The organism is Sandaracinobacter sp. (assembly GCF_041909755.1).
Taxonomy (GTDB): Bacteria; Pseudomonadota; Alphaproteobacteria; order Sphingomonadales; family Sphingomonadaceae; genus Sandaracinobacteroides.
Genome location: NZ_JAYRCW010000015.1, coordinates 20,172 through 37,282 on the forward strand (window position 1 = coordinate 20,172; position 17,111 = coordinate 37,282).

The 17,111-nt window shown below is 69.0% G+C and carries 12 protein-coding genes and 1 pseudogene; 7 read left to right on the plus strand and 6 right to left on the minus strand.

Annotation, left to right across the window (positions count from 1 at the left end; all coding sequences use genetic code 11):
• Positions 1–118: 118 nt before the first annotated feature.
• Positions 119–2,596: a hypothetical protein gene (locus ACE3O8_RS03885; protein WP_374386980.1), complete on the minus strand. Its 2,478-nt coding sequence runs from the start codon at positions 2,594–2,596 to the stop codon at positions 119–121.
• Positions 2,597–3,043: 447 nt separating this feature from the next.
• On the opposite strand from ACE3O8_RS03885, the gene rfbF reads away from it, so the two are divergent.
• From rfbF to ACE3O8_RS03915, 6 genes are read left to right on the plus strand one after another with little or no spacing between them, the layout of a single operon-like run.
• Positions 3,044–3,856, plus strand: coding sequence for a glucose-1-phosphate cytidylyltransferase (gene rfbF, locus ACE3O8_RS03890; RefSeq protein ID WP_374386982.1), 813 nt, complete (start codon positions 3,044–3,046; stop codon positions 3,854–3,856).
• Positions 3,849–5,003, plus strand: coding sequence for a CDP-glucose 4,6-dehydratase (gene rfbG, locus ACE3O8_RS03895; RefSeq protein WP_374386984.1), 1,155 nt, complete (start codon positions 3,849–3,851; stop codon positions 5,001–5,003). Before rfbF ends, rfbG begins: the two co-directional genes overlap by 8 nt.
• Entirely contained in the window at positions 4,994–6,202 is a 1,209-nt protein-coding gene (locus tag ACE3O8_RS03900; protein WP_374386986.1) for a DegT/DnrJ/EryC1/StrS family aminotransferase, read from the plus strand. The genes rfbG and ACE3O8_RS03900 overlap by 10 nt, the downstream gene beginning before the upstream one ends.
• Before the next feature lie 13 nt (positions 6,203–6,215).
• Positions 6,216–7,430: a class I SAM-dependent methyltransferase gene (locus ACE3O8_RS03905; RefSeq protein ID WP_374386988.1), complete on the plus strand. Its 1,215-nt coding sequence runs from the start codon at positions 6,216–6,218 to the stop codon at positions 7,428–7,430.
• A 10-nt stretch (positions 7,431–7,440) separates the two neighbouring features.
• A complete protein-coding gene (locus ACE3O8_RS03910) occupies positions 7,441–8,397 on the plus strand; it encodes an NAD-dependent epimerase/dehydratase family protein (protein ID WP_374386990.1) in 957 nt (318 codons plus the stop codon).
• Positions 8,391–9,422 (plus strand): glycosyltransferase family 2 protein, encoded by a 1,032-nt coding sequence (locus ACE3O8_RS03915; protein WP_374386992.1) that lies wholly within the window; start codon positions 8,391–8,393, stop codon positions 9,420–9,422. The genes ACE3O8_RS03910 and ACE3O8_RS03915 overlap by 7 nt, the downstream gene beginning before the upstream one ends.
• On the opposite strand, the gene ACE3O8_RS03920 is transcribed toward ACE3O8_RS03915, so the two are convergent.
• The 3 genes from ACE3O8_RS03920 to ACE3O8_RS03930 are packed head-to-tail and all read right to left on the minus strand — an operon-like array spanning position 9,307 to position 13,257.
• On the minus strand, positions 9,307–10,653 hold the full coding sequence (locus ACE3O8_RS03920; RefSeq protein ID WP_374386994.1) for a pectate lyase: 1,347 nt from the start codon (positions 10,651–10,653) through the stop codon (positions 9,307–9,309). The two genes, ACE3O8_RS03915 and ACE3O8_RS03920, sit on opposite strands and share 116 nt — an antisense overlap.
• Positions 10,650–11,972 carry a lipopolysaccharide biosynthesis protein gene (locus ACE3O8_RS03925; RefSeq protein ID WP_374386996.1) on the minus strand — a complete coding sequence of 441 codons (1,323 nt, stop codon included), beginning with the start codon at positions 11,970–11,972 and terminating at the stop codon, positions 10,650–10,652. Before ACE3O8_RS03925 ends, ACE3O8_RS03920 begins: the two co-directional genes overlap by 4 nt.
• A 19-nt stretch (positions 11,973–11,991) precedes the next feature.
• Positions 11,992–13,257, minus strand: a complete 1,266-nt coding sequence (locus ACE3O8_RS03930) for an outer membrane beta-barrel protein (protein ID WP_374386998.1) — start codon at positions 13,255–13,257, stop codon at positions 11,992–11,994.
• Between the two features lie 183 nt (positions 13,258–13,440).
• Between ACE3O8_RS03930 and ACE3O8_RS03935 the strand changes: the two genes are divergently transcribed.
• On the plus strand, positions 13,441–14,664 hold the full coding sequence (locus ACE3O8_RS03935; RefSeq protein ID WP_374387000.1) for a glycosyltransferase family 4 protein: 1,224 nt from the start codon (positions 13,441–13,443) through the stop codon (positions 14,662–14,664).
• Here the strand turns inward: ACE3O8_RS03935 and asnB are convergent.
• Positions 14,579–16,561, minus strand: a complete 1,983-nt coding sequence (asnB, locus tag ACE3O8_RS03940) for an asparagine synthase (glutamine-hydrolyzing) (protein WP_374387002.1) — start codon at positions 16,559–16,561, stop codon at positions 14,579–14,581. The two genes, ACE3O8_RS03935 and asnB, sit on opposite strands and share 86 nt — an antisense overlap.
• Positions 16,562–17,111: pseudogene (locus tag ACE3O8_RS03945) on the minus strand (hypothetical protein); the annotation flags it as partial.

Genomic DNA, 17,111 nt, shown 5'->3' on the forward strand with positions numbered 1-17,111 from the left:
CAGCATCGAAGGTTTGGTAACCGGTGTCAATGGCCCTTTTGGCGCAACCGTCAAAACGGGAATGGCCGCGCTTCCCCCGGGGAAAGCGCGGCCATCGCCGTCCGGCAGGGCCGGATCGTTACTGCACCGGCGCCTTTGCGCGGTTGCAGTTATAGGCCGGAACCCGCGCCGTGCCGCTGCCCAGCAGCCCGGCGTAGCGGACATCATCCCTGGCGAGCCAGTTCAGATACTCCTCGATGTTGGGATAGCCGTCGCCGTCGGGATCGGCATTCGCATCCCAGCCCTTGGGGTTCGTGCCCTTGAAGCGCGATTCCCAGTCATCGGGCATCCCGTCATTGTCGCTGTCCAGCTTCGCCGGGCCCTGCGTCAGCTGCGCCCAGCCGCCCGAGGCCGCAACCGTCGAGGTCCAGTCCTTTTCCATCAGATAGGGGGCAAGGTCGCAGGTGCTCACATCGTCCATGTAGAGCTTGTCGACATTGTCCCGGCACGAGCCGTCGCGGCACAGGTCGGCCCCGGCGAACGACAGCACGGACCGCATCGCCGCTTCCGGCCGTGCGATCTGGTCTGCCCTGAGCGACAGGCCCGCGTTGCCCGGCGCGATGGCGGGCTTCACATCCTGCACCACGGCCTTGCCCAGCTTCGAACAGTCCTTCTGCCCGCTGGCGTTCAGCCCGCACACGGTGGACGCCGTGTTGTTGGTGGCGACCACCAGACCGGCCAGGTCGCGGAACAGATCGGTCACGGTCTGTCCGAACTGGCCTGCGACGCGGGTGTGCGGCGTCACATTGTCCTTCGCGTGGATGTCGAACCCGAAGGCATATTGGGCAGCCGCGCCATACAGGCCCACCAGGAAGTTGCCGTCGCCTGCGTTGAAGCGCGGCCCGCGCAGGTTCGTGTTCCCCACGAAGTTGGCGTAGCTGTTGCCGAACTGGTTGGAAACAAGGCCCGTTTCCGACACGAAGTGATAGATCACATTGTTCACCGCATCCAGCTGCATGGCCGTGCCCGGCGCCGCCGGATGCAGGCCGACAGCCGCGTTCAGGCCGCGCTGCTCGCCGTGCTGGATCAGGTTGTAGGCGATCGTCACATTGCCGGCCGGCTTCAGGAAGAAGCTCTTGCAGTGCAGCGACGAGGTGTGGCCCGCGTTGCGGCAGATGTTCGGCCCGATGATCGACCATTGCACCGTGCAGTCGCGGCACACCATGTCCAGGCTCTCGTCTGTCCCGAACATCGTCGAGACATGGTCGAGGATCTGGTAGCGCGTGCCCGAAAGCCGGATCGGGTCGCCGTTCTGCGAGGTGCGGCCGACATGCTCGCCCGTCCGCGTGCGGACATGGCGCAGGATCATGTGATCGCCGCCGTTGCGGGTGTCGATCAGGCTGTCCACCGGGTTGTAGTTGGCGCCCAGCCGGAACTCGATCCCGCCCGGAGACGTCTGCCCCGCGATGTAGAGCTTCGGCACGGTGATCCGCGCAGGCGCCGTCATCACGATCGCGCCCGAGACATCGAACACGCAATAGCGCGGCCGGCCCGCCGGGATGGCGTAAGGGGTGTTCACCGCCAGCGCGAGCGCACATTCGCGGTAGGTGATCTTGCCGTCGTTCGGATCGGCGACATCGGCAAGCGAGTTGATCTTGTAGACGACCGCGTTGGGCGACCGCACGGAGGTGACCCGCCCGAAGCCCACGGCGGTCGGGAAGGCGATCGGGTGCATCGCCCGGTCGGGGATGTTCCCGTTGTCCGGATCGGCAAACGCCGCCGCGGCCCCGGCGCCGCCGGATCCGACATCCACGATTGCAAGCGCGCTGCCGCTGCCGCCCGCACCCGTGCAGGTCAGCGAATAGGCGGTGGAGGCGGCGGGCGACACCACGACATAGCCGCTGGTCGCCTTCGCGCCGGTGAAGCTGGCGGAGCCGCTGGCCGTGCAGGCGGTGGCATTGCTGGCGGACCATGTGAGCGTGCTGCTGCCGCCCGAGGTGATCGCCGAGGGCGACGCCGTGAGCGTGACGACCGGCGCGGTCGAGGACGGCGACGTCACCGTCACCGTCACCTGCTTGACGGCGCTGCCGCCGGCGCCCGTGCAGGTCAGGCTGAAGCTGGTGGTGGCCGTGGGCGACAGGCTGGCGCTGCCCGAAACCGGCTGGGCGCCTGCGATGCCGGCGCCCGTGCCGGTGCAGGCGGTCGCGTTGGTGGCGGACCAGTTCAGTTTCGTGGTGCCGCCCGGCGCGATGCTGGCCGGCGAAGCGGTGAAGCTGATCACCGGAAGTGCCGGCGAACTGCCGATGCTGGCAAGATTGGATCCGTTGACCCACCCGTCCACGCCGGAATCGAAATCGACGAACCACCAGATGCGGCCGGTGCTGGATTTGACCGGCCCGCTGGTGATCCGGCCGGTCGCGCCGCTTTCCTGGGTGCCGACCCCGGTGACGAGATCGGGCTTCATCACCCGGAATTTCGATGTAAGGCGAACGACTTCGCCGACAGCAAGAGCAGTCGCCCCGGTGGCATAGAAGAAAGCGGCAACCAGAACGGCGCCGATGAGGGCAAGCGCCGCCCAGCGCCCGGACGGGCGCGAAATCAAGGCAGAAAGTGTCATTTGTGCGTTATCCTGAAGAACGCAAGCGCCCCGGCGCAGTCATCCTGTCGCCATGCGTAACGGTTTCGTGCGGGGGAACTTGAGTTGCGACCTACCTCTTGATTGTTTCTTTGTTCTTTTGCCGCCTCTGCTTTGCGCAGACACAGTGAACGCAAATTACCTAATGGCTATTAACTGTCAATATGCTGCACTAACTGCCTCAGATTCATTCGTTTTTTTGAGAATCCACAAGAATTTCCTGCCGCAGCGCAGCAACGATGGCCCGGTCGCGCGCGTTTCCGCCCTCACCGCAGGGATAGGTGGGCGCCGGGTTCGGGGCCGAAGGTATAGTCTCCCGAATGGGCTTTGGGCTGCGGCCGCCGGTTGAATAGCATTCGGCATCCAGGGCGGGAGTCGGAATGGTCCGGCTTCGGGGCCCGGGCGTGACCCATGCACGGGGAGGGCGCGATGCAGGTTGTGCTGCTGGCCGGAGGGCTCGGATCGAGGCTCGCGGAGGAAACCGTCAGGGTTCCAAAACCCATGGTGGAGGTGGGCGGCCGGCCCGTCATCCTCCATGTCATGGATATCTACAGCCGCTGGAACCACACGGACTTCGTCGTGGCCTGCGGTTTCAAGGCCATGCAGATGAAGGCCTTCTTCCAGGGCCTCCACCTCCTCAACAATGATTTCACCGTCGCGCTGGGCAACGGCGAGATGCAGCTCGCCCCCTGCCGCCCGGTCGACTGGCGGGTTTCGGTCGTCGATACCGGCCTCTCCACCATGACGGGCGGGCGGCTGCGGCGGCTGAAGGGCTGGCTCCGCGACGAGACCTTCATGGTCACCTACTCGGACGGGGTAGGAAATATCGATATCGATGCGCTCCTCGCCTTCCACCGCTCGCACGGGCGGCTGGCCACCGTCACTGCCGTCACCCCGCCCGCCCGCTTCGGCAGCCTGGAAATCCAGGGCGATCAGGTGATGGAATTTTCGGAAAAGGTGCAGAAGCAGGAAACCTGGATCAACGGCGGCTTCTTCGTGTTCGAGCCGGGCGTGCTCGATTATCTGACCGACGACGCCGAGCCGCTGGAGATGGCGCCGCTGCGCCGCCTGGCAGAGGACGGGCAGCTGTTCGCCTATCGCCACCACGGCTTCTGGCACCCGATGGATACGGTGCGCGACCGCGACATGCTGGACGCGATGGCGGGCGAGGAACCCCCGCCCTGGCTTCGCTTCGCGCGCGAGCCCAGCGGCACGCGCCAGCTCGAACTGGCCCATGCCTGAGGGGACGGGCTTCGATCCTGCCCGGCTCCGCGACAGGTTCGCGGGCCGGCGCGTGCTGCTCACGGGGCACAGCGGCTTCAAGGGCGGCTGGCTGGCGCTGTGGCTGAAGCAGCTGGGCGCCCATGTCACGGGCATCTCGCTGCCGCCCTCCACCACCCCGTCCCTGCATGATGTGCTGGGTCTCGACACCCTGATCGACGGCCGCTTCGGCGACATCCGCGACGAGGCGGATTATGCCCGCGCGCTCGACGGGCTGGACGCAGACCTTGTCATCCACATGGCGGCCAACGCCATCGTGCGCCAGTGCCACCAGTCCCCGGTGGAGGCCTATCGCACCAATGTGGTGGGTACCGCCGTGGTGCTGGATGCCGCCCGCGCGATGCCCTCGCTGAAGGGCATCGTCGTCGTCACCAGCGACAAATGCTATGAGAACAACGAATGGCCCTGGGGCTACCGCGAAAGCGATGCGCTGGGCGGCAAGGATCCCTATTCCAGCAGCAAGGCCGGCACCGAACTGGTCGCCAGCGCCTTCCGCCGATCCTATTTCGCCGCGCCCGGTGCGCCCCTGCTGGCGACGGTGCGGGCCGGCAACGTGTTCGGCGGCGGCGACTGGGCGGCAGACCGGCTGATCCCGGACATCGTGCGGGCGACGCTGGCCGGCAGCCCCACGCTGATCCGCAATCCGAACAGCACCCGGCCTTGGCAGCATGTGCTGGAGCCGCTGTCCGGCTATCTGATGGTGGCGGATGCGCTGCTGGCGGGCCGGGCCGAGGCGGCGACCGCCTGGAATTTCGGGCCGGATGCCGACGGCACCGTCGATGTCGCCCGGATGACGGTATTGATGGCCGAGGCCTGGGGGCCGGGCGGCCCCACCTTCCATTATGGCCCGGGCGGCGACAGCCGCGAGGCCGGACTGCTCGCGCTCGACAGCGCGAAGGCGCGCGCCGAACTGGGCTGGCGCCCGCGCCTTGCCCTGCCGCAGGCGCTCGACATGACGGTCGACTGGTACCGGCGCTGGGCGTCCGGCGCCACCGACATGACGGAATTCACCCTGGCGCAGATCGATGCGTTCGCCGGGGGGAGTGCGGCCGACGGAGGGGTGTCGGCGGTTTCGTTGCCAGATGGGGGTCTTCAGCAATGCGCGTGAATTATGGTCAGACGGTTCACGGAGAACCGGAGATCGCGGCGGTCGTCGCCGTTCTCCGCAGCTCCACGCAGATGGGCACCAACGTGCGCGAGATGGAATGCCGCGTCGCCCGCCTGTTCGACAAGCCGCACGGCATCATGGTCAATTCCGGCAGTTCGGCGAATTTCCTCGCCGTGAAGCTGCTGGACCTGCCCGCCGGCAGCGAGGTCATCACCCCCGTTCTCACCTTCGCGACGACCGTCGCGCCGCTGGTGCAGAATGGGCTGGTGCCGGCCTTCGTCGATGCCGCGCCCGGCACCTCCACCATCGATGTGGAGGCGATCGAGGCGATGATCGGCCCGGACACCCGCGCCATGATGATCCCCTCGCTGATCGGCAACCTGCCCGATTGGGATCGCATCCGCGCCATCGCCGACGCGCATGGCCTGATGGTGGTGGAGGACAGCGCCGACACGCTTGGGGCCACGCTGCACGGCCGCTCCACCGGCTCCCGCGCGGACATCAGCACCACCAGCTTCTATGGCAGCCATGTCATCAATGCCGGCGGCAATGGCGGCATGGTCTGCGTGAAGACGCGCGAACATCACCGGCGCGGGCTGCTGCTGCGCTCGTGGGGCCGCAGTTCGTCGCTGTTCGTGGATTCGGAATCCATCGAGAACCGCTTCAACGTCAATCTCGACGGGATCGACTATGACGCCAAGTTCCTGTTCGAGGAGCTGGGCTATAATTTCGAGCCGAGCGAAATGGGCGCCGCCTTCGGCCTGATCCAGCTGGAAAAGCTGGAGGCGAACATTGCCGCGCGCGAGGCCAATTTCGCCCGCCACCTGCAGTTCTTCACCGCCTATGAGGACTGGTTCCTGCTGCCCCGGCAGATGCCCGCGGCGCGCACCGGCTGGCTCGCCTTTCCGCTGACGATCAGCGCCGGCGCACCCTTCACCCGGCGCGACCTGCAGATCTTCCTGGAACAGCGCGACATCCAGACCCGCCCCGTCTTCACCGGCAATATCCTGCGCCAGCCGGCGATGAAGTCCGTCCGCCACCGGGCGGCGCCGGGCGGCTATCCGGTCGCGGACGATGTGATGCGCGGCGGCATCCTGCTCGCCTGCCACCACGGCCTGGGCGATGCGCAGATCGATTTCATGCACGAGACGTTCCGGGCCTTCGCGCGCCAGTTCGCGCGCACCCCCGAACTGGCCTGAGGAGCGCGACGCCATGGACAAGTGCAGATGCTGCAACGCCCCTTCGCCCCATGTGTTCCTGCCGATGGGCGCCCACCCGCCGGCCAACATGTTCGTGCCCCCGGCAGACGCCGCCAAGCCGCAGCCGGCCTTCTCGCTGGACATGGCGGCCTGCCTCGATTGCGGGCTGATCCAGATCGAAGACCAGATCCCGGCCGATTTCTTCCGCCATTATCTCTATGTCCCGTCCGGCGCGCAGACGATGCACGGGCATTTCGAACAGACCGCGCAGGTGCTGACGAAGCTGGCGGACGGCGGGCTGATCGTCGACATCGGCTGCAACGACGGCCTGCTGCTGGGCGCCTGCATCCGGCTGGGGGCGAAAACTCTGGGCGTCGATCCGGCGGCCAACCTGGTGCCGCTCGCGAAGGAACGCGGGGTTGAAGTGCATGTCGCCTATTTCAACCCCGAAACCGCGCGGGAGCTGCTGGCGGCGCGCGGGCCGGCGAAGGTGATCGTCACCACCAACACCTTCAACCATATCGGCGATCTCGACAGCTTCATGCAGGGTGTCGCCATCCTGCTGGCGGCGGACGGCAGCTTCGTGATCGAGGTGCCGCAGGCGCTGGAGCTGCTGAAGCGCAACCGCTTCGACAACATCTACCAGGAACATGTCTCGGAATTCAGCCTGCTGTCGCTGAAGCGGCTGGGCGAACGCTTCGGCTTCCGGCTGGTGCATGTGGATCCGATCGCCGTCCACGGCGGCTCCATGCGGGTGCAGCTCCAGCGGGAATCGCTGGGCAGCTTCCCCTCGGAATCGGTGCTGGAACTGCTGGATGCCGAGGAAGCCTATGGCATCCACGACCGCGTGACCTACGATGCCTTCGCCGCCCGGATCGAGGCCGTGCGCCGCCAGCTGATCGACAAGATCGACGCGCTGAGGTCCGAAGGAAAGAAGATCGCCGGCTATGGCGCCCCGGCCAAGGGCAACACGCTCCTCAACTATTTCGGAATCGGGCCGGACAGGATCGATTTCCTGGTCGACAAGAACCCGCTGAAGCACGGGCTTCTCTCCCCCGGGATGAAGATCCCGATCCGCGGCGTGGAGGCGATCGAGGCGGAAAAGCCCGACGTTCTGCTGGTGCTGGCGTGGAACTTCTTCGACGAGATCCGAAGCCAGCAGGCCGGGTTCGAGCAGGGGGGCGGCAAGTTCCTGATGCCCCTGCCGGAACCGGCACTCCTGCCCTGACGGGTCCGGGGTGCGGGGGGCGCGCATCCTGGTGACCGGGGCGGCCGGGTTCATCGGCCGCCACCTGTGCGCGCGGCTGCTGGCCGACGGAGCATCCGTGCATGCGCTCGTCCGCCCCACGACGGACGTGGCGCCCCTCGCGCCGCTTCAGGGCATCGCGGTCGATCGGGCAGACCTGTCCGACCGGGCCGCCATGGAGGCGCTCGCCGCCAGTCTCGAACCGGATATCGTCTTCCACCTCGCCAGCGGCGATCATCGCCGGCCGGCCGACGGGCTTTCGGATGCCATGAACGCCATTGCCGAAGGCCCGGCCCTGTTCGTGAACCTGCTGGCGGCGCTCGCCTCGGCGCCGCGCCCGCCCGCCACGCTGGTGCGCGGCGCGTCGCTGGCGGAATATGGGCCCATCGCCACCCCCTACCGCGAGGACCAGCGCGAGGAACCCGCCGACAGCCATGCGGCCGGCGCCATGGCCGCCACCCGCTTTGGCGCGATGCTGGCCCCGCGCCTGCCCTTCGCAACCGTCAGCGCCCGCCTCGCCCTCATCTACGGGCCGGGGCAATCCACCCGCTTTCTGGTGCCCAGCCTCATCCGCCGCCTGATGGCGGGCCATCCCGTCCATGTAGCCCGCCCCACCGACCGGCGGGACCTGATGCATGTCGACGACGCCGTCGAAGGGCTGATCGCCGTCGCCCGCACTCCCGCCAGCCCCATCGTCAACCTCTGCACCGGGCAGGGGCCGACGATGCGCGCCGTCGCAGAGGGCATCGCCGCCGAACTGGAGGCCCCCACCGGCCTGCTCAGCTTCGGGCCTGCCGATCCGCCGGGTGGAACGCCGGTGCTGATCGGCGCGCCCGATGTCGCCGCGCGCGGCTGCGGCTGGCGGGCAGGCATCCCACTCGCCGAAGGCCTGGCCCGCACCATCGCCGCCGAGCGGCAGGCCGCCGGAGCGGAGGCGCTGGCATGCTGATCAGCGTGATCGTGCCCTGCTATAACGAGGAAGCGACCGTCGATCGCGCCTATCAGGCGATTTCCACCGTGCTGCGCGGCATTCCCGGCGCATCGTACGAGATCCTGTTTTCCGACAATCATTCGACCGACCGCACCTTCGAACGGCTGTCGCGCATCGCCGCCGGAGACAAGCGGGTGCGGGTGATCCGCTATTCGCGCAACTTCGGCTATCACCGCTCGGTCCTCTATGCCTATCAGCAGGCGCGCGGCGATTGCGCGGTGCAGGTCGATTGCGACCTGCAGGATCCGCCGGAGCTGATCCCGCAGATGCTGGCGATGTGGCAGCAGGGCCATCAGGTCGTCTATGGCATCCGCCGCTCCCTGCCCGACGGCGCGACGACGGCCTTCGCCCGGCGGCTGTTCTACCGCCTGATCCGCGCCATGTCAGACGACGACCTGCCGCTGAACGCGGGCGAGTTCCGGCTGGTGGACCGCCGCATCCTCGACGAGCTGCGCGGCATCGAGGACACCACGCCCTATGTGCGCGGCCTGATCAGCGCCATGGGCTTTTCCCAGGTGGGCATCCTGTATGACCGGCAGGAACGGATCGCGGGGGAAAGCAAGTTTCCCCTGCGCAAGATGGTGTCGATGGCAGCCGACGGTCTGCTGAACCACAGCCTCGCGCCGCTGCGCTTCGCCTCGGCCGTGGCGCTGATCGTGGGCGCCGTCACCTTCCTGCTGCTGATCGGCTATCTCGGCGGACGGCTGCTGTTCGGGGCGGACTGGCCGGCGGGCTTCGCCACCACCACGCTGCTGCTGCTGCTGTCGATCACGCTGAACGCCATGTGCTTCGGCATCCTCGGCGAATATGTGGGCCGGATGTTCCAGCAGACGAAGCGCCGCCCGCTGCCCATCGTGGAGCAGGAGATCAATCCTGCAGCCGCTGCCCTTTCAGCGCCGCTCGCAGCGCGTCCGGGGACAGCGCCGCTTCAGCCGCGCGAACCCGTTCCCGATGCCGCGATTGCAGGAACTCCTCGAGATTAGCCCAGCCGTTGCGGTTTGAATCCGCCCAGGGGTCCGACCGCTTCGGATCGGCCCCGTTGCGCGCTTCCCAGCGGTCGTCCATCCCGTCGGCGTCGGCATCCGGATAGGGCGCAGCCGGCGCGATCACCGGCAGCTGGCCGGGCGCGGCCCGGATCTTGCCCTTGCGGGCGATGGTTTCGGCCACCACCCGCTGATCCACCGCGTCGCGCGGCAGCGCCCCCGCGATGGACAGCACCTGCCGCCAGGCGCGGTCCGCCGGCAGGATCCGGCTGGCGGCGCGACAGGGCGCACCGGCCTTGCGGACTTCGGCCGCCGCCGGGTTCATCAGCAGCATGTTGCCGTCCACCATGTTGCCGGCCGCGTGGATCGCCGCCGGCCCGCGCGAGGCGATCATCATCCGCTCGATCGCCACGGCCGTCCCGGTGCTGTTCGGGCCGCGCCGGAAGATGTTGCCGGACAGGGAAACCGGCGTTCCGCCCGCCCCTTCCCAGATTTCCGCGAACTGGGACTGCGCGTTGTAGAAGATGTTGTTCGTCACCTCCACGCACGATCCGGGCGGGAAGTTGGCGTCCGGGTTCCGGTCTCCGTTGTGGGCGCACAGGCTGCGGATCAGGCTGAACCGCTGCGCCTTCACCGGGTCGCTCGCCAGCAGCGCGCATTTGTCGTGGCGCGGGATCCCTTCCGCGAAGATCGAATTGGAAACGGTGATCCGCGTGTTGAAGCCCTGTGCGCTGAAATTCTGGTCCTGCGCCCAGCTGCCGCTCACATGGTCCAGGATCACGTTCCGGCTGTCCTCGATGGTGAAGGCGGCATTGCCCGACCGGCTCTCGCTCAGCCGGTCCGCCCGCACCCGGATGTGCCGGATCACGATGTCGTGCGTGCCCTTGATCGCGATCGGCGTCTGCCCGTCGCGGCCGCCGCCATTGGTCACGATGATGCCGCCGCCGGGCGCGCTTTCGCCCGCGATCGTCAGCTGCGGGTTCAGGATCAGCGGCCGCCGGGTCGTGAAGCGGATCACCCCGGCCACCCGGAACACGCACATGCGCGGCCCCCGCGCCTCGATGCAGGCCCTCAGCGAACCCGGCCCGGCATCGGCCAGCGTCGTCACCGCGATCACCCGGCCCCCGCGCCCGCCCTGCGCCTGGGCGCCATGGCCCTCCGCCCCGGGGAAGGCGGGCCGGCCATCCGCAGGGGCGGCCGCCAGCGAGAGCGCCACGATCGAAAGGATCATCGGTCGAACGACATGATCTTCCGGCGGAAGCCGATGATCATCAGCGATCCGCACACCAGCCCCAGCAGCACATGGGCGATGTTCGCCCCCATCGGCCCCATTTCGGGCACCAGGATCAGGGCGGTCACATGGAAGATCACCGTGCCGATGATGGTGGCCTTCAGCACCAGCCGGTCCTCGCCCATCGCCAGCAGGGCGGATCGCGCGCCCGTTCCCGCCATCATCAGCGTCACCGCGATCATCTGCACCAGCATCAGGTTCCACGCCCCCGCGAACCGGTCCCCGATCGCCAGCCGGATCAGCGGCTCGCCCACCAGCAGCACGGCCAGCGTGCCCAGCAGGCCCAGCCCGAACAGCAGCAGCTCCATCTGCATCACCGCGGCCCGCACCTCGGGATATTCCCGGCGCGACCAGTGCCGCGACAGATCCGGATACAGCACGGCCTGCGCCTGGATGCCCACCTGCTCCGCCACTTTCCCGGCCCGCTTGGCGATATGATAAAGCCCGGCAGAGGCCGGGCCGGCGATTGCGCCCACCAGCAGGATGTCCAGCTGGTTCGCGCTGGATCTCAGCGTCAATGACAGGTTCGCCGAAAGGGCGAAGCGCCAGATGCCGTCGAACCGCTCGGAAATGGCGTAGGTCGGGGCGGAAAGCACGCGCGTCACCCCGTGGCGCCGCAGCACGCGGAAGGAATACCACAGGAACAGGATTCCCGCCGCGATCTGGCCCACCACCCAGGCCAGCGTGAAATCGAAGATGTCGCCCCCCAGCGCCCAGGCCAGCAGAGAGCCCGCGAGCCTGAGGCCGGTGCCGACGGTGCTGACCCAGGCGATGGACTTGTAGGCGCCGAAGATCCTGAGCGCGGCTGTCGGCATGCCCATCAACCGGAACGGCAGGATGGAGCAGGTCAGCAGCATCACCCGCCGGGTTTCCTCCGACCAGCCGAAGAAGAATCCCCCGGCCAGCGCGATCGTCACCCCGATCATCCAGCCGCCGAACGCCCCCAGCAGATCCAGCCCAAGCCCGAACTTCAGCAATGACCGCAGGTCGTCGCGCTGCTCCTCGCCCGTCAGCGCCGCGCCATAGCGGACCAGCGGCTGCCAGGCCTGAAAGGACACCAGCCGCTCGATCGCCCAGACGAAGGAAAAGGCCAGCACCAGGATGCCATAATCCTTCGGGCCCAGCGCCCGGGCGGCCACCGCGATCACCATGAGGCCGATCAGCGCCTCGGCGAAATTGCCCGTCAGCAGGTGGCCGACACTTCGCAGCCGCCCCCTCAGCGCCAGGAAGCGCTCATCCTGCGCAACGCTCCGCAGCATGGTCAGCATGGCTGGCCCGTCAGGTCCGCACCCGGATGCCGACGCCGATGTCCGTCCGCTTGAACCTGTCGCTGGCCAGATCCGACCGGCGGTTCTCGTGGCGAACCGTCCCGAACAGGCTCAGCGTGCGGCTCATCAGCCACTCCACCTCGGCCTCCACCGGAACGGACCACAGCCGGTCCGGGTTCGATCCGCGATAGCGCGTCTGCTGCCAGCCGATCCCGGCGAAGGCCAGCAGGTTGTGCCGGATCTCCTGCTCGATGCGCACGCCCGCGCGGGTGTCGATCCGCCCCGTCGCCCCGGACCGCACCGTCGCCACGTCCCCGGAAAAGCCGGTGAACACCACCCGCGTGCGCGGATCGGGGGACCAGACGAGGTTGCCGCTCATCGAAAAGCCGGAATAGCCCGAAATCGACGGATCATCCGGGTTGCTGCGGAAGGCACCGATGCCCAGCGATCCGTTCCAGCGGTCGGCGATGTCCAGCTGTGCGCCCGCCTGCGCCCCCCATGTCGTCAGGTCGCGGTCGATGCCCGTCCGGTCCACGGGCAGGCGTGCGTCGCGCCTGTTCACGAACGGCTCCACATAGACCGTCAGCCTGGGCGACGCCCGCCAGCCGATCCGGACCGGCAGCTGGTAGCTCGTCAGGTCCTGATCCTCCAGTCGCGCGCGCTCCACCGGATCGGATTCGCCAGAGGCCAGATAGTTCACCTTCTGGATGCTGCCGTCTGCGCCGATGCGCAGCGGGCCGGCATCCCCTTCCGCGCCAAGCCGCACCTGGAAGCTGTTGTACAGCGCCGGCCGCTCCAGCGTGGGGCTTGCTTCCGGATCGGATCGTGCCTGCGCGCCCCTGTCCATCCGAAGCCCGAATTTCAGCGCGCCCGTCTGCCCCAGATGCCGCCGCCCGGCCGTGCCCAGGCCGAACGTCACCCGGTCTTCCGTGGTGTAGCGCGAATGGAGCGCGACGTTGGCATAGGCAGACGTCTCCAGCGTCAGCCGCCGCCCGCGCGAGATGGCGTCGATTCGCGGATTGATCCCGAAGATCACCGCGCTTTTGGGATCGGTGGAGGTCGCGAACAGATTGTCCGTCCAGACCGACTGCACCGTCAGCACCGGCAGGAAGGTGGTGTTCCCCGCCTGCCATCGCCCGGTTTCATAGCCCGGCCTCGGCAAGTCCCGCACCGAAAGCCCCGGCCGGATATCCTGCGCACCAAGGGGGGCGGGCAGCGCCAGCGCCGCCAGGGCCCCCGCCACCGCACCCTTCGCCCACACCTGCCCAAGGTTCATGGCCAACTCCCGCCGGGCCGCGCGCATGCCCCGCGCCGGCCCCCCGCTGCAGTCTTGACCCTAACGCCTTGTGGCTTCTGAAAGAACAGGGGCGAACGGGTAGCGCCATACCCCTTCGGGCTATGCCGGCGGCGCGGCTATTCCGAATTCCGCTCGCGCCGGGCCTGTCAGGCGCTAAACCCGGTGCATCACGTTCAGAAGGTGATCCGCCCGGCCATGCCGCCAAGCCGCATCCTCTTTCCCTTCGAAGGCGGGCTCGCCGGGGGCAGCCACATGTCGGCGCTGATGCTGGTGGAGGCGCTGGACAGGGCCCGGCACGATCCGCTGATCCTGCTGCACCGCGCGGAAGGCACGTTGCTCGACGACCTGCGGCGGCGCGACCTGCCGTGGATCGCGGCGCCCGCCGCCATCGCCCCGCTGGGCAAGGCCGCGCTGCTGCTGAAGGCGCCCGCGCGGGCACGCTGGCTCAGGGAAAACCGCATCGACATCGTGCACAGCAACGAAGGCCTGATGCATGTCGCCTGGGGAACGGCCGCGCGCCTCGCCGGCGTGCCGCAGCTGTGGCACCACCGCGCCAGCCCCGACGCCCGCGCCCTGCGCGTCGTCGCCCCCTGGACGGCGCGGGAACTCGCCAGCGTCTCGCACTTCTCGCTGCCCGAAGGGCACAGGCTCGCCCGATTAGGGCGGGCGCATGTGGTGCGCAGCCCCTTCGCGCTGGGCCCCGCGCTGGCGGATGCGCGCCGCGCCGCCCCCGCCCTCAGGCAGCAGCTGGGCCTCGCGGAGAACTGCACCGTCGTCGGCTTCTTCGGCCATTATGCCGCCCGCAAGCGCCCGATCCTGTTCCTTCAGGCGCTGGCCGAAGCCCGCCGCCGCACGGACCGCCCCCTCTTCGGCCTGATGTTCGGCCTGCCCTATGATCCGGGCAGCGCAGAGGAAATCAGCGCCGCCATCGAACGGCTCGGCCTCGGCGGCATGGTGCGGCAGATGGGCTTCCAGCGCCCGATCGAAGGCTGGATGGCCGCCTGCGACATCAACCTCGTCACCGCCGTCGAGGAACCGTTCGGCCGAACGCTCGTCGAATCCATGCTGCTGGGCACCAGCCTGATCGCGGCAAATTCTGGCGGCAACCCGGAAGCGATCCGCCACGGCGAAACGGGGCTCCTCGTCCCCCCCGACGACCCGGCCGCCTTCGCCGATGCGATCATGAGCATGTCCGATCCGGCCCTGCGCGCCCGCCTGTCCACCGCCGCCTGCGCCGACGCGCAGGGGCGGTTCGGCATCGACACCCATGTGCGGCAGGTGACTGAAATCTATGATCGGCTCAGCGCGGCAGGGCGGCCAGCGCTTCGGGCACAGCCGGTCGGGCCGCCGGGCCGGGGGTCTGCCAGCGATCCTGCCAGGCCCTGAACATCAGCAGGCTCCACAGCGGCGCGGCATGGTTGCGCCCGCCGGATTGATGTTCCCGCCACAGGCGGGCGGTCAGGTCCGGATCCAGAAGCCCATCTTCCCGCACCCGCGCCGCCGTCAGCAGGCCGTCGCCCCAGTCCCTCAGCGGCCCGCGCAGCCAATCCGCCACCGGCACGGAAAAGCCTTCCTTGCCCTGGTCGATCAGCCCGGCGGGCAGATGCCGTTCCAGCAACTTGCGCAACGCCCATTTGCCCCGCCCGTCGCGCAGCTTCATCCGCAGCGGCAGCCGCCAGGCGAGGTCCATCACCCGCCCGTCCAGCAGCGGCGCGCGCGCCTCCAGCGCGACCGCCATGCTCGCCCGGTCCACCTTCGCCAGCACGTCGTCCGGCAGATAGGACAGCGTATCCGCCAGCATCATCCGGTGCATCGCGTCGAGCCCCGTCCCGGGCGGAACTGCGCCGGGCCACGGATCCCTCCGTCCCGGCACCGCGCCGATATCCTGCAGGGCGGCATAGCGCGCATCCGCGCCGGGCGCGCGCACGCAGCCGGCCAGCTTGCGCAACCGGTCTGCCGTGACAGCCCCGCGATAGCCCGCCTGCCCGCCGCCCGCCCCTGCCAGCGCAGACAGCAGCCCGGCAGGCGCATGATCCAGCCCCCAGCCGCCCAGATCGCGCGCCCACTGCGGCAGCGGGTCCAGCCGCCGCCCCAGCCGGGCCGCCAGCAGATAGCGGCCATAGCCGCCGAAGCTCTCGTCCCCGCCGTCACCGGACAGCGCCACCGTCACGTCCTGCCGCGCCAGCCGGCAGATCAGGAAGCCGGGGATGATCGAGGCGTCCGCGAAGGGCTCATCGGCGATGTCCGGCAACAGCGGGATCACCGCGCGCGCCTCGTCTGCGGAAACCGGCAGGGTCAGATGTTCGGTGCCCAGATGCCGGGCGACCGCCCCGGCCTTCCCGGATTCGTCAAAGCCCGCCTCGCCGAACGCGGCGGTGAAGGTGCGCACCTTGCCGCCGCCCAGCCGGCCCATCAGCGCGACCACCAGCGAACTGTCCACACCGCCCGACAGGAAGGCGCCCAGCGGCACATCGGCGATCATCCGTTCGCCAACCGCCGTTTCCAGCACGGCTTCCAGCCGGTCCAGAAGCGCGTCGTCCGTGCCCTCCAGCGGGCGGGCCTGCCCCTCCGTCGCGCGGGCCACCGGATCGAACCAGCGGATCAGCCCGGCGCGCAGATCCTCGGCGGATCGCGCCGGCCCTGCGCGCAGCATCAGCCGCGTCCCGGCCGGCAACTTGATCGCGTCGCGCCAGATGCAGAAGGGCGCAGGCACATATTGCCGCCGCAGCATGTGCCCCAGCGCCGCCCGGTCCACCTCCCGCCGGAAGCCCGGCACCGCCGCCAGCGCCTTCAGCTCTGAACCAAAGCAGATGGCGTCGCCGGCCACCCCCACATACAGCGGCTTCTTGCCCACCGCATCGCGCACCAGGTGCAGCACCCGGTCCCGCCGGTCCCACAGGGCGATCGCGAACATGCCCGCCAGCTGCGGCAGCGCTGCCTCCAGCCCCGCATCCTCGATCAACGCCAGAAGGACTTCGGTATCGGAATGGCCGCGAAAGCGGTGGCCGCGCTGCGCCAGCCCGGCCCGCAGCGTGCGGAAATTGTAGATTTCGCCATTGTAGGCCAGCATGTAGCGCCCGCTTTCGGACGCCATCGGCTGGTGCCCCAGCGCCGACAGGTCCACGATCGCCAGCCGCCGGTGGCCCAGCGCGATCCCCGCCGCCTCATCCTGCCACAGGCCGTCGCTGTCAGGCCCGCGATGCGCCAGCGCGGCCGTCATCGCGGCCGCCAGGGCGGCGGGCGCCGGGCCCGGCCCCGCCAGCACGCCGGCGATCCCGCACATCTAGCGCGCCTCCGCCGCGAACAGCTCCAGCTGCCCATAGCGGGTGGCGGCGTCCGTCAACGGCACGGCGCGCATCCCGCGCGCCGACGCATGGGCGCGGAAGGCATCGTCATGCCCGCCATGTTCGCCCACCAGCACCCCCGTCGGGGGGGTGGCCGCCAGGAAGGCGGGCAGGTTCGAAGCCCCGACGACCGCGCGGTAATGCCGCCGCTGGTCCGCCGGGATCAGGTGCGCCACGCGATAGACGAACGGGCCGCCCGCCAGTTCCGGATAGATGCGCCCCCCCGCCTCCAGCACATAAATGGGGGACAGGGTGGCGACAGGCCCGGCGCCCGTCGCCGCGACCACCTGCTGCGAAATGTCATGCACCTTCATCGGCACCCACGAAGCCGGGCGGGCCAGCCGCGGCAGGTCGCGCGCCAGCCGCGGCCCGTCCACCGCCAGCACCACCAGCGCCAGCGCCAGGAAGGCCGGCGCGGCAAGCGCGCGCCCCTCCCCCTTCAGCGCGCCCACCAGCATCAGCATCAGCAGGATCAGGAACGGAACCGGA